14 protein-coding genes, 1 tRNA gene and 1 pseudogene are annotated in these 12,579 nt (G+C 67.6%); 10 read left to right on the top strand and 6 right to left on the bottom strand.

The genetic code is table 11. The features are described from left to right. Nucleotides 1–5: 5 nt before the first annotated feature. The 4 genes from accC (at nt 6) to aat (ending at nt 3,343) form a co-directional block, all read left to right on the top strand. On the top strand, nt 6–1,361 hold the full coding sequence (gene accC, locus G432_RS18100; RefSeq protein WP_015460271.1) for an acetyl-CoA carboxylase biotin carboxylase subunit: 1,356 nt from the start codon (nt 6–8) through the stop codon (nt 1,359–1,361). Continuing rightward, nucleotides 1,358–1,699, top strand: coding sequence for an arsenate reductase (glutaredoxin) (gene arsC, locus G432_RS18095; protein ID WP_015460270.1), 342 nt, complete (start codon nt 1,358–1,360; stop codon nt 1,697–1,699). The genes accC and arsC overlap by 4 nt, the downstream gene beginning before the upstream one ends. A gap of 42 nt (nt 1,700–1,741) precedes the next feature. Further along, on the top strand, nt 1,742–2,521 hold the full coding sequence (locus G432_RS18090; RefSeq protein WP_015460269.1) for a ParA family protein: 780 nt from the start codon (nt 1,742–1,744) through the stop codon (nt 2,519–2,521). Between the two features lie 72 nt (nt 2,522–2,593). Beyond that, the gene (aat, locus tag G432_RS18085) at nt 2,594–3,343 is read left to right on the top strand and encodes a leucyl/phenylalanyl-tRNA--protein transferase (protein WP_015460268.1); all 750 of its coding nucleotides are present in this window, start codon (nt 2,594–2,596) and stop codon (nt 3,341–3,343) included. A gap of 35 nt (nt 3,344–3,378) precedes the next feature. Here aat and G432_RS24355 read toward each other — a convergent pair. The 6 genes and pseudogenes from G432_RS24355 to G432_RS18060 form a co-directional block, all read right to left on the bottom strand. Continuing rightward, nucleotides 3,379–3,546, bottom strand: a pseudogene (locus tag G432_RS24355) (DUF2155 domain-containing protein); the annotation flags it as partial. Between the two features lie 287 nt (nt 3,547–3,833). Continuing rightward, nucleotides 3,834–4,346: an outer membrane lipid asymmetry maintenance protein MlaD gene (mlaD, locus tag G432_RS18080; protein WP_015460266.1), complete on the bottom strand. Its 513-nt coding sequence runs from the start codon at nt 4,344–4,346 to the stop codon at nt 3,834–3,836. Nucleotides 4,347–4,348: 2 nt separating this feature from the next. Next, nucleotides 4,349–4,738, bottom strand: coding sequence for an NADH:ubiquinone oxidoreductase subunit NDUFA12 (locus tag G432_RS18075; protein WP_015460265.1), 390 nt, complete (start codon nt 4,736–4,738; stop codon nt 4,349–4,351). 58 nt (nt 4,739–4,796) lie between these two features. After that, on the bottom strand, nt 4,797–5,291 hold the full coding sequence (locus G432_RS18070) for a DUF192 domain-containing protein (protein ID WP_041865557.1): 495 nt from the start codon (nt 5,289–5,291) through the stop codon (nt 4,797–4,799). A gap of 38 nt (nt 5,292–5,329) precedes the next feature. Next, a complete protein-coding gene (locus G432_RS18065) occupies nt 5,330–5,914 on the bottom strand; it encodes a cold-shock protein (RefSeq protein ID WP_015460263.1) in 585 nt (194 codons plus the stop codon). A gap of 98 nt (nt 5,915–6,012) precedes the next feature. Then, nucleotides 6,013–6,546: a regulatory protein RecX gene (locus G432_RS18060; protein WP_015460262.1), complete on the bottom strand. Its 534-nt coding sequence runs from the start codon at nt 6,544–6,546 to the stop codon at nt 6,013–6,015. A gap of 183 nt (nt 6,547–6,729) precedes the next feature. On the opposite strand from G432_RS18060, the gene G432_RS18055 reads away from it, so the two are divergent. The 6 genes from G432_RS18055 to rplK all read left to right on the top strand — a co-directional run bounded on the left by G432_RS18055 (nt 6,730) and on the right by rplK (nt 12,579). Beyond that, nucleotides 6,730–8,490, top strand: a complete 1,761-nt coding sequence (locus tag G432_RS18055) for a fatty acyl-AMP ligase (RefSeq protein WP_084673701.1) — start codon at nt 6,730–6,732, stop codon at nt 8,488–8,490. A 168-nt stretch (nt 8,491–8,658) separates the two neighbouring features. Next, nucleotides 8,659–10,953, top strand: a complete 2,295-nt coding sequence (locus tag G432_RS18050; protein ID WP_236626816.1) for a putative bifunctional diguanylate cyclase/phosphodiesterase — start codon at nt 8,659–8,661, stop codon at nt 10,951–10,953. Between the two features lie 101 nt (nt 10,954–11,054). Then, nucleotides 11,055–11,130: transfer RNA gene (locus G432_RS18045), tRNA-Trp, on the top strand. 167 nt (nt 11,131–11,297) lie between these two features. Then, nucleotides 11,298–11,501 (top strand): preprotein translocase subunit SecE, encoded by a 204-nt coding sequence (gene secE, locus G432_RS18040; RefSeq protein ID WP_015460259.1) that lies wholly within the window; start codon nt 11,298–11,300, stop codon nt 11,499–11,501. A 20-nt stretch (nt 11,502–11,521) separates the two neighbouring features. After that, complete coding sequence (gene nusG / locus G432_RS18035) at nt 11,522–12,061, top strand: transcription termination/antitermination protein NusG (RefSeq protein ID WP_015460258.1); 540 nt, start codon at nt 11,522–11,524, stop codon at nt 12,059–12,061. A gap of 86 nt (nt 12,062–12,147) precedes the next feature. Continuing rightward, entirely contained in the window at nt 12,148–12,579 is a 432-nt protein-coding gene (gene rplK, locus G432_RS18030) for a 50S ribosomal protein L11 (RefSeq protein WP_015460257.1), read from the top strand.

The raw sequence follows: 12,579 nt of genomic DNA, 5'->3' as shown, positions 1-12,579 counted from the left end.
CGGCGATGGCGATCCACAAGGTCCTCATCGCCAATCGCGGCGAAATCGCGCTGCGCATCCATCGCGCCTGCCATGAAATGGGCATCCAGACGGTGGCGGTGCATTCCACCGCCGACGCGGACGCGATGCACGTGCGGCTGGCCGATCAGGCGGTGTGCATCGGCCCGCCGCCGGCGGCCGAAAGCTATCTGAACATTCCGAACATCATCGCCGCCGCCGAAATCTCCGGCGCGGACGCGATCCATCCCGGCTACGGCTTCCTTTCGGAAAATGCCCGCTTTGCGGAGATCGTGGAAAGCCACAACATCATCTGGATCGGCCCCAAGCCCGAACATATCCGGACGATGGGCGACAAGATCGAGGCGAAGCTGACGGCCGCCAAGCTGGGCCTGCCGCTGGTGCCGGGGTCGGACGGGCCGCTGACGTCCTTCGATCAGGCCCGGAAGGTCGCCGCCGAGATCGGCTATCCCGTGCTCATCAAGGCCGCGTCCGGCGGCGGCGGGCGCGGCATGAAGGTGGTGCCGAGCGAGGACCAGCTGGAAAGCCTGATGGCGCAGGCGGGGTCGGAGGCGAAGGCCGCCTTCGGCGACGCCACCGTCTACATGGAAAAATATCTGGGCGATCCGCGCCATATCGAGTTCCAGATCTTCGGCGACGGCAAGGGCAACGCCATCCACCTGGGCGAGCGGGACTGCTCGCTCCAGCGTCGCCACCAGAAGGTGCTGGAGGAAGCCCCCTCCCCCGTCATCACCGCCGCCCAGCGCGAGGAGATGGGCGGCATCGTCGCCAAGGCGATGGCGGAGATGGGCTATCGCGGCGCCGGCACGATCGAGTTCCTCTACGAGGACGGCCGCTTCTACTTCATCGAGATGAACACCCGCCTGCAGGTGGAGCATCCGGTGACGGAGGCGATCACCGGGCTCGATCTGGTGCGCGAGCAGATCCGCATCGCCGACGGCCACGGCCTGACGCTGCGGCAGGAGGACGTGCATTTCCGGGGCCACGCCATCGAATGCCGGATCAATGCCGAAGACCCGCGCACCTTCGCGCCCTCGCCGGGGCTGGTGAAGCAGTTCCACGCGCCGGGCGGCATGAACGTGCGCGTCGATAGCGGGCTTTATGCCGGCTATCGCATCCCGCCTTATTACGACAGCATGATCGCCAAGCTGATCGTCTACGGCACCACCCGCGAGGGCGCGTTGCGCCGGCTGCGGCGGGCGCTGGAGGAATTCGTGATCGACGGCGTGAAGACCACCATCCCGCTGCACCAGGCGCTGCTGGACGATCCCGATTTCCAGAAGGGCAACTACACCATCAAATGGCTGGAGGAGTGGCTGGCCGGGCAGGAGGCCGCGGAATGAAGGCCACCATCTGGCACAACCCCAAATGCGGCACGTCGCGCAAGACGCTCGCGATCCTCGAGGAGGCCGGCGCCGACGTGACGGTGGTGGAATATCTGAAGACGCCGCCCACCCGCGCCAAGCTGGCCGAGCTTTACCACAAGGCCGGCATCAGCCCGCGCGCGGGGCTGCGCATGAAGGAGGAGGGCGCGAAGGCGCTGGTCGCCGCCAATGCCAGCGACGATGCCATCCTGGATGCGATGCTGGCCGATCCGATCCTGATCGAACGCCCGCTGGTGGAGACCGAGAAGGGTGTGGTGCTGGCCCGCCCGCAGGACAAGGTGCGCGAAATCCTGTAGCATCCGTCCTTTCCGACGGATTCAGCCAACCGAGGAGCTGACATGGCCCTGACGCCCCCGCCGCACCGCAAGCAGGCAAATGGGGGCGCAGGCGCCGCTACCATCGCCGTCTTCAGCCTGAAGGGCGGCGTGGGCAAGACGACGCTGGCCGTGAACCTTGCCTGGTGCGCCGCCGCCCAATCCTCCCGGCGGACCTTGCTCTGGGATCTCGATCCGCAGGCGGCCTCCACATTCCTGCTGGGCGGCGAAACCGGCCGCAACGTGGCGCAGGCCGTGTTTGCCAAGGACGTCGCCCCGGCGAAGCTGCGGACTCCTACCGCCATAGACCGGCTCTGGCTGCTGCCGGCGGACGCATCGCTGCGCGGCCTCGATCATTTCTTCTTCGGGCTGGGCAAGAAGAAGCGGATGGCCAAGCTGATCGACGATATCGGCCGCGATCATGACCGCATCGTCCTTGATTGCCCGCCGGGCCTTACCGAGACCGCCGATCAGGCGATGCGGGCCGCCTCGCTGATCCTCGTGCCGCTGATCCCCTCCCCGCTTTCCCGCCGCGCGCTGGACGAGGTGGTGGCCCATCTGACGCGCGAGCATGGCCGCCATGCGCCGATCCTGCCGGTGTTCACCATGGTCGATCGCCGGCGCGCGCTGCACCTGTCGGCGCTGGCCGAACAGCCGGACTGGCCCGTCGTGCCGATGGCGAGCGCGATCGAGGCGATGGCCGCGCGACGCGAGCCGGTGGGCGCCTTCGCCCCGAAATCCCCCGCCAGCGAGGCGTTTTCCAGCCTGTGGCGCGGAATAGAGCGCCGCCTGGCCCAGGCATGAACGGGGGCAGCGGGGCCGCCCGCGCGTAAATGCTGTTCACTCCCGCCTCGCGGCGGGTTACGATCGGCCCACATGTCGCGCCTCGACCCGGATCTGCTGCTACGCGCTTACTCCGTCGGTGTGTTTCCGATGGCGGACAGCCGTGACGCCCGCGAGATATTCTGGGTGGAACCCAAGCGGCGCGGCATCCTGCCGCTGGACGGGTTCAGGCTTTCGCGGTCGCTGGCCAAGACGATCCGGTCCGATCGCTTCACCGTGACGGTGAACAAGGCCTTCGCCCGCGTGGTTTCCTGCTGCGCGGAACCGCGCCCCGACCGCCCCGATACCTGGATCAACCCGCAGATCGAGGCAGCCTATGGCGACCTGCATCTGCGCGGCCATGCCCATTCGGTGGAATGCTGGATGGGCGAGGAACTGGTCGGCGGCCTCTACGGCGTGGCGCTGGGCGGCGCCTTCTTCGGCGAGAGCATGTTCAGCCGGCAGCGCGATGCATCGAAGGTCGCGCTCGCCTGGCTGGTGGCGCGGCTTGCGCTCGGCAATTTCCGCCTGCTCGACTGCCAGTTCATCACCGATCATCTCGCCTCGCTGGGCGCGATCGAGATCAGCCGCGACGATTATGTCGCGTTGCTGGATGCGGCGCTGGGCGCGAGGGGCGGCGGCGTGGTGGGCGGGGTTGGAGGGCTTTCCCCTTCACCCGACGGCGTGGGGCCGCCCGACTTCTTCGCGCTGGATCGCGGGGCGCCCTGCGATGATCCGGCGGACACGGTTTCCGGCCCTACATCGGGATGGCGCATCGTGCAGCTCTTGGGCCAGACATCGTAGATCGGATGCTCGACCATGTTGAGCGAGGGCGACTCCTTGTAGAGCCAGCCTGAAAATACCCGCCGCCACACATTGTCGCGGCCGCGAATGTCGGTCTGGATGAAGGCCCCGGTCAGCTTCTGCGGTTCCCACGGCGCGGTTTCCTCGCACGCCTTCAGCCGGATGATGACGTCGCCCGCCCGCACCGCCTGGCCGGGATGCATCGAGAAATCGCGGGCAATGCCGTTCCGCTTGTTGAGCAGGCCGATCACCGCGATGCGATCGGCCATCGGCGTGGCGGCGCGGACGGCGGGTTCAGCCGCCCGCCTTTCCGCAGGCGGCCTGGAAGGCGCGTCCGCGTTGGTTGAGGAAGGCTCGCCGGGCGCGGCCGGTTTCGGATCGGTATCCACGATGGGCTGCGGCGGCGCGGCCTCGTTCTGCAGGGCCTCCGCCGCCTGCCACGCGCCGAAGCCCAGCAGCGCGGCGAGCGCCGTCGCCGCGACGATCCGTTTCACGGCGTGGCGCCGTCCGCTGCGGCGCCTTCATTCTTGGCGGAACTGTCGGAATCGCGGCCCGTGCCGTTCACGAACTGGCCGATCATGCCCATCAGGTCGGTGGCGCCCTGGGTATCGATGATCGTGTCGCCCGTCTTCAGCGGCGTCTCCGACCCGCCGGGCATCAGCGCGACATAGGTGGCGCCGAGAAAGCCTTCGGAGGTGATGGCGGCGCTGCTGTCCGACGGGATCTTCACGCTGGGATCGATCGCCAGCGTCACCGCCACCTGGAAGCTCTGCGGATCGAGATGCTGTTCGGCCACGGTGCCGACTTTGAGGCCTGCCACCCGCACATCGGTGCCGACGTTGACGCCCGCCGCATTGGGGAAGAGCGCCGTGACCCGCACCGCGCCCGCGCGCGCGCCGCCGCCCGTGCTGTCCCATGCGAACATCACGAACCATGCGGCGAGGAGGACGACCAGAAGGCCGACCAGCGCTTCGCCGACATTTTCCCGCAGCAGCGCTTTCATGGTCAGCTCGGGCTCCAGGCCTCGTAATCGCCCGTCGCGGCGGCACGATGGCCGCCTTTCTCCAACGCGCCGGGCGGGCGATAGGCCAGGGCCGTGCCGGTGGCATTGGGACGGGACGGCTGCTGCCAGGCGCGGGCCGGAGGCAGTGCCTTGTCCGGCGCCTCCTCGATCGTCTGGTGCAGCCAGCCATGCCATTCGGCGGGCACCCGGCTCGCATCGTTCGAGCCGTTATAGATCACCCAGCGGCGGCGCGGCGACTTGCCCGCGCGGCTTTCGTAATAGACGTTGCCCAGCGCGTCCTCGCCAATCCTGGTGCCGTTGCGGCGGCTCCAGAGCGAGGTGCCGATGGTGGCGCCGTCCCACCAGGTGAAGATGCTTTTCAACAGACCCATGGGTGTGCGCTTAGCCTTTGTGACGGGGTGGGTGCAACGGCAAAGCCGCCGATGCCGTTCAGCGGATGCCCTTGCGCCGCGGATCGTGCCAGCTGACCTTGTCGCCCACGGCGATTCCCAGCGCCGCGGCGCCGCCGCCGGCAATCTCCAGCACGGCGCCGACCGGCTCGCCCGAGGGCACCGGCTGTAGCGATTCGGGAATCGTGTTCTCGGCGATGCGGGCGATCGTGCCGTCGCGCCGTATGAAGATCATATCCAGCGGAATCAGCGTGTTCTTCATCCAGAAGCTGGCCGGCTGGGGCGGATCATAAGGGAAGAGCATGCCGCGATCGGCCGCTAGCTCGGTGCGGAACATGAGCCCGCGCTCCTGCTCCGCCGGGGTCCGCGCCATTTCCACCAGGAAGCTGCGCGCGCCCGAACTCGTCGCGATCGTCAGCGGAACGAGGTCCTCCGCCTGGGCTGCGGCATTCGCGGTCTTGGCGGCGGCGCAGCCGGCCAAGGGAGAGATCGCCAGCATCAGCGCGGCGACCGGAGCAAGAGAGCGTCTGATCATGGCCCCCATTAGGACGATTTCGGCGCCGGTGAAATGATTCAGCTCACCTGCACCATCACAGCCAGCGGCCCCTTCCGGCCGGAAGCCACCCTGGCGAGCAACGCCTGATCGGGCTCCAGATCGCTGAGCCCGGCACGGCGCACCACCTCCATGTGGACGAATATGTCCTGCTCGTCATCCGGACGGACGACGAAGCCATAGCCCTTCAGGCGGTTGAACCATTTGACCACGACGGGCTCGAATTCGCCGGCATCCTCGACCAGCTCGGCGGGATCGACCCGGTCGGCGCTGCGCTGGGCGATCGCGTCGGCATCCGGGCCGGTGGCGGTGGTGAGATCGATATCGATCACCGATCGCGCCTGCAGCCCCCGTTCGCGGCGCACCGCGACGACCGTGGCGCGCGCGCCTTCCGGCAGCGTCCGCCGATCATGTTCGCGCAACACCGAAAAATGGACGAGGATATCCCCGACCCCATCGTCTCCGATCAGGAAACCGAATCCCCTTGTGGCATCGAACCATTTTACGGTGCCGCCGATGGAGAAGCCCTCGTCCACCGGCTCGGAAAGCAGGCTTTCGCCCACCCCGACATCCTCAATGGTCGAATTCTCCGATGCCCGCGACACCTGACTTTCAAACTTCATTAGGCCCACCCCCCCGGTAAGCATCTGACGAAGCTAGCACGGGCCGCAACCGAAACGAAGGTCCAATTACCGTCTTTCGCTCAACTGATCCGATCCGGGACATCATCCGGCGCGCAGGCGATGATTTTCCGGGCAAGCTCCAGCGAATGCCCCGCCCTCAGCATCGCCGCGAGCGCGCGGCGGCGGGCATCGGGATCGAGAGGCTCGGCGGCGAACGGGCCGATCCTGCGGCGACGGGCGAAGGCCAGCGCCGCATCCCACGCCCCGTTTTCGGCAAGATCGCGGGCGGCGGCGGCGTCCTCGCCCTCCACGCCGTCGGCGCGCAGGCGATCGGCCAGGTGGCGCGCGCCATAGCCGCGCCGCACGAATGCGGCCGCGCGCGCCTCCGCGAAGCCGCGATCGTCGATATAGCCCGCCTCGGCGAAGCGCGCGACGATCGCCTCCACGGGCGGGGCGCCCTCCCCCTCCCAGTCGCGCTCGGCGAGCTTGCGGCGGAGATAGGCGGCGAGCTTCGCCCGCGTCGTCGCAAAGCGGCCGACATAGGCGATGGCGAGTCGCTCCAACGCCTCGGCATCGAGCGACTTATGGTTGCGATATGATGATGATCGTGCCACGCGCCATGTTTGTGCCACAGTCGGGCCGGATTTAGAACGCGTCCATTGGGGTATTCCGTGCGTAATATGCCGCTTCGTGCGGCTGGAACCCAGCAATCGCGAACGGGGATCGGCTGACGATTACCGTTCGACCAAGAATCTAAGGAGTCGCCGTCGGTGCTGAACAAGACCGCAGCCACGACGATCAAAGCCACCACGCCCGCCAGCGCCGAAGCCAAGGCGACGATCGCCCCGACGCCGACCGAGGATGCCCTTCCGCGCATCTTCTCGGAATTCGCGACGCTGGGCGATGCGCTGGACTATGCCGCCAGCGGCGCGCGCGGGCTCAACTTCCACGACGCGCGCGGCGCGTTGGTGCGCCCCTATGCCTATGCCGATCTGCGCGCGGATGCGATCGCCACCGCCTATCGGCTGATCGCCCACGGCGTGCGGACGGCCGACCGGATCGCGCTCGTCGCCGAGACGGGACCGGAATTCGCCGCGCTCTTCTTCGGCGCGGTCTATGCCGGCGCCTGGCCGGTGCCGCTGCCGCTGCCGACCAGCTTCGGCGGCAAGGAAAGCTATATCGACCAGCTCAAGGTCCAGCTCGGCAGTTCCGACCCGAAGATGCTCTTCTTCCCCGAGGAATTGCGCGAGATGGCCGGCGCCGCCGCGGCCGCCTGCCATGTCGAAGGCATCAGCTACGAGGAATTCAGCCAGCGGGACGCCGATCCCGCGCCGCTGCCGCATGCTGCGCCGCATGACATCGCCTATCTGCAATATTCCAGCGGATCGACGCGCTTCCCGCACGGCGTGGCCGTGACCCACGCGGCGTTGCTCAACAATCTGGCCGCCCACGCCCATGGCATGGCGCTGGAGCCGCAGGATCGCTGCATATCGTGGCTGCCCTGGTATCATGACATGGGGCTGGTCGGCTGCTTCCTGTCGCCGATCGCCAACCAGGTGTCGGTCGACTATCTGAAGACCGAGGATTTCGCCCGGCGTCCGCTCGCCTGGCTCGACCTCATCAGCCGCAACCCCGGCACGACGCTCAGCTATTCGCCGACCTTCGGCTACGATATCTGCGCCCGCCGCATGTCCAGCCAGACCAAGGCTTCCGACCGGTTCGATCTTTCGCGCTGGCGGGTGGCCGGCAACGGCGCGGACATGATCCGGCCGGACGTGATGCAGGCCTTCGTCGATGCCTTCGCCGAAGCCGGCTTCAACGCATCGGCATTCCTGCCCAGCTACGGCCTGGCCGAAGCGACGCTGGCGGTTTCGATCATGCCGCCCGGCGAAGGCATCGTCGTGGAGCTGGTGGAGGAAACCCAGCTTTCCGGCGGCGACGCCGCGATCGGCCGGCCGCAGCGCTATCGCGCGATCGTGAATTGCGGCAAGCCGGTGAAGGACATGCTGGTCGAGATACGCGACGAGGACGGCAGCCCCCTGCCCGACCGTGCGATCGGCAAGGTCTGGTGCAAGGGCCCGTCGATCATGGACGGATATTTCCGCGATCCCGAATCCACCGCCGCCTGCATGGTGGACGGCTGGCTCGACACCGGCGACATGGGATATCTGAGCGACGGCTACATCTATATCGTCGGCCGCGCCAAGGACATGATCATCATCAACGGCAAGAACCACTGGCCGCAGGATATCGAATGGGCGGTGGAGCAGATTCCCGGCTTCAAGGCCGGCGACATCGCCGCCTTCGCGATCACCACGCCGGGCGGGGAGGAAACGCCGGCGGTACTCGTCCAGTGCCGCACGTCGGACCTGGCCGAGCGCGCGCGCCTGCGCGACCAGATCCGCGAGAAGGTGCGATCGATCACCGGCATGCATTGCGTGGTCGAACTGGTGCCGCCCCGCACGCTGCCGCGCACCAGCTCCGGCAAGCTCAGCCGGGCGAAAGCGCGAAATCTGTATCTTTCCGGCGAAATCCAGCCCTACGACATCGCAGCCTGACACGGATCGCGGCAAGTTTCGTCCAATTATGCGGAACTGCCGCGATTATCCGCGTCCATGAAATGACCGGCGCGGTTACTTTGCGCTAACCCGCCGCAACTAAGGATCGTCCGCATCATGCGGCAGCGATCCAATCCATCGTCGACGACCGGAGCTGGCTGGCGGGCCATGTCGCGCATGTTGCGCGATCGCCCGGCCGGCTGGGAACAGGTGCGCGCCGCACAGATCGCCGAGCTGGCGCGGCTGTGCGGCGGCGCCGTGCTGGCCCAGATCGGCTGCGCCGCGGTGCTGGCCGCGCTGCTTTGGGGCGCCGCGCCTTCCTGGCAATTGATCGGCTGGCTCGCCGCCGTCGCTGCCGTCGCGATCGATATCCATCGCCTCGCCCGGCGCGCGCGCCGGGGAACCGGGCCGGCGGCATCCGGAGCACCCGTCCGCCGGGCCGTCGCCCGCGCCATCCTGCTCGGCGCGCTGTGGGCCATTCCGCCGGCCTTCCTTTCAGGCACCGGCACGATCGAGCAGCAGCTTGCGATATGCCTCGTTTCGGCGGCCATCATCGCCAGCGCCGCCATGGTCGCGGCGCCCGTGCCTCCGGCGATGCTGGGCTTCATCCTGATCGGATCGGCGGGGCTCACCGCGATGATGGCCAAGACCGGATCGTGGCTGCTGGCGGCCCTTCCCGTGGGCTATGCCGCCTTCCTCGCCGCCGGAGGGCTGCTCAATGCCCGCGCCTTCGTCCGCCGCCAGTGGGCGGAGATCGCGCTGACCGAAAAGCGCGCGGTGGTAAGCCTTCTGCTCCGCGAATCCGGCGATCGCGACGGCGGCTGGCTCTGGCAGACCGATGCCGGGCGCTGCCTCCGTTCCGTTTCGCCCGCATTCGCCCAGGCCGCCGCCGCCACGCCCGAGGCGCTGGAGCATATGCCGCTGTTCCGCCTGCTCGCCGGGGAGAATTGGGAGACGGCGGATCATCCCCAGGAATTGCGCGAGCTGCTCAATCGCATGAACGCGCGCGAACGCTTCATCGAGTTCGAGCTTCCCGTGGCGATCCTCGACGAAACCCGCTGGTGGCGCCTTTCGGGTGCCCCGCGCGAGGATGAGCGCGGCGGCTTCGCCGGCTATCACGGGGTGGGATCGGATATCACCGAAGCGCGGCGATCGGCCGACAAGATCGACCGGATGGCGCGGTTCGACGCGCTGACCGGCCTTGCCAACCGCACCGCCTTCAACGAGGCCCTTCGCAAGGCGCTGGGGCGGTGCTTCCGCGAAAAGGGCCAGTGCGCGCTGATGCTGATCGATCTCGATCGCTTCAAGGCGGTGAACGACACGCTGGGCCATCCGGTGGGGGACAAGCTGCTGCGCCTCGTGGCCCAGCGCCTGCTGGGCCTGATCGGCCCGGCCGACACCTGCGGCCGGCTGGGCGGCGACGAATTCGCCCTGGTCGTCGCCAACGCCGCCGACATCGCCCGCATCGACGCGCTGGGCGAGGCGATCATCGCCGCGCTTTCCGCCCCCTTCGAGATAGACGAGCAGATCGTCCGCGTCGGCGCCAGCGTGGGCACGGCGATCGGCCCGCGCGATGGGCGATCGGCCGAGATGCTGGTCCGCAACGCCGATCTCGCCCTCTACCGCGCCAAGGAAGACGGCCGGGGCCTCCACCAGCGTTTCGAACCCAACCTGCTGGCCCGCGCCGAAAAGCGCCGCGCGATCGAAAGCGCGCTGCGCGACGCGATGGACCGGCGGGAATTGCGGCTGAGCTACCAGCCCGTCGTCCGCGCCCGCGACGGCCGCATCAGCGGCTTCGAGGCATTGCTGCGCTGGACGCACGCCGAGCTGGGCGAGGTGGCGCCGGACGAATTCATCCCCATCGCCAGCGAAGCCCGGCTGCTGAGCCAGATCGGCGAATGGGTGATCCGGTCCGCCTGCGCCGAGGCCGCGCGCTGGCCGGATCATGTCCGGCTCCACGTCAACCTCGCCCGCGAACAGATGATCGATCCGCAGCTGCCGGCGATCATCCTTTCCGCTCTCGCCCAATCCGGCCTGCCGCCGTCGCGGCTGGAGCTGGAGGTGGGCGAAAAGGCCTTCCGCGAGGACAGCGCCGCCGTCAGCGCCGCCGCCGATCGGCTGCGCGCGCTTTCGGTGCGGATCTCGCTCGACGATTTCGGCACCTGCGCCTCCGCGCTCGGCCATATCCGCCAGGGCCGGTTCAGCACCGTGAAGATCGACCGCAGCCTGATCGTCGCGGCAGCCGATCGCGACCCCGACGCGCTGGGCCTGATCCGCGCGATCGTGGCGCTGACCGGCACGCTCGGCATGGATACGACCGCCGAGGGCACCGAGACCGATGCGGAGCAGCGCGTGGCCCGCGATCTCGGCTGCACGCACTTCCAGGGCTTTCTCACCGGAGCCCCGGCAACGCCCGACGATGCCAGGGCCATGATCGCGGGAACGCTGCGCCGCACCGCCTGACGGCCGCGCATTTCGCGCCACGGCGAGGGGCAAATCTTTGCGCGTCATGGCTTGCGCTCGCCTTTCGCCGCCGCTATGTCGCCCTCCTCTCCGGACCCCGGAGGAGTGTAGCTCAGTTGGTAGAGCATCGGTCTCCAAAACCGAGGGCCGGGGGTTCGAGTCCCTCCACTCCTGCCAGTCCAGCCGCCTGAAGGTGTCTGGAAAGGCTGGTCCAAGGGTCCGGAAAGGCAGGACGAGGCCGGGCTGCGCCGGGACACCGGATAGCGGCCGTCGGCCTCGTTGTCGCTGTTTGCGTCCGATCGATTCGGATGCGATGAGGCGGAAAACGGATTGCGAGGTTCTTGGTGGCGAAGGTTTCACCCGGCGAATTCATCCGGCAGGTCCGTGCCGAGACGGCGAAGGTCGTCTGGCCGAGCCGTCGTGAGACGATCACGACCGGCATCCTCGTCGCGATCATGACGTCGCTGCTGGCGATCTTCTTCTTCGGCGTCGATTCCTTCTTCGGCGCCGTCGTGAAGTTCCTGATCGGCCTGGCGTCCGGCAACTAATCGGGGAACAGGCAAGGCACATGGCGCGCTGGTACATCATCCATGCCTATTCGGGCTTCGAGAACAAGGTGAAGGAAACGATCCTCGCCGATGCCGCGCGCCTCGGTCTCGAGCAGCTCGTGGAAGCCGTCGAGGTTCCGACCGAGAAGGTGACGGAAGTCCGCCGCGGCAAGAAGATCACCTCCGACCGCAAATTCTTCCCCGGCTATGTGCTGGCGAAGCTCAGCATGAACGACGACGTCTATCACCTGGTGAAGAACACACCGAAGGTGACGGGCTTCCTCGGTTCGTCGGGCAAGCCGCAGCCGATCAGCGAGGCCGAGGCCGCGCGCATCCTCAACACCAAGGAGGAGGCCGCCGCGTCCGCGCCCAAGACGAAGATCAAGGTCGATTTCGAGATCGGCGACAGCGTCAAGGTGCTGGACGGCCCCTTCGCCAGCTTCAACGGCCTGGTCGAAGAGCTGGATTTCGAAAAGAACAAGGTCAAGGTTTCGGTGTCGATCTTTGGCCGCGCGACGCCCGTCGAGCTCGATTTCGAGCAGGTGGAGCGCGCGAAGTAAGAGATTTCCGGCACCAGCCGGAATGCCCGCGGGAGGCGGCCTCGGCCGTCGCATGAACCGCTAAACTTGGAAGAGAGTGAGTAACCATGGCCAAGAAGATCACTGGCTATATCAAGCTGCAGGTGCCGGCCGGCAAGGCCAATCCCAGCCCGCCGATCGGCCCCGCGCTCGGTCAGCGCGGCGTCAACATCATGGAATTCTGCAAGGCGTTCAACGCGCAGACCCAGGGTGAGGAAGTCGGCACCCCGCTGCCGACCGTCATCACCGTCTATGCCGACCGTTCCTTCTCCTTCGTCACCAAGACGCCGCCGGCGTCCTACCTGCTGAAGAAGGCCGCCAACCTGAAGTCGGGTTCCAAGGAGCCGGGCAAGGCTTCGGCCGGCAAGATCAAGCGCTCGCAGCTCGCCGAGATCGCGACCGCGAAGATGAAGGATCTGAACGCCAACGATATCGAAGCGGCGACCCGCATCATCGAAGGCTCCGCCCGCGCGATGGGCCTCGAAGTGGTGGAGGGCTAA

Source organism: Sphingomonas sp. MM-1 (genome assembly GCF_000347675.2).
In the GTDB taxonomy this organism is placed as follows: domain Bacteria; phylum Pseudomonadota; class Alphaproteobacteria; order Sphingomonadales; family Sphingomonadaceae; genus Sphingomonas_E; species Sphingomonas_E fennica.
Note: the sequence above shows the minus strand (reverse complement) of the source record. Positions and strands in the feature narration are given on the sequence as shown.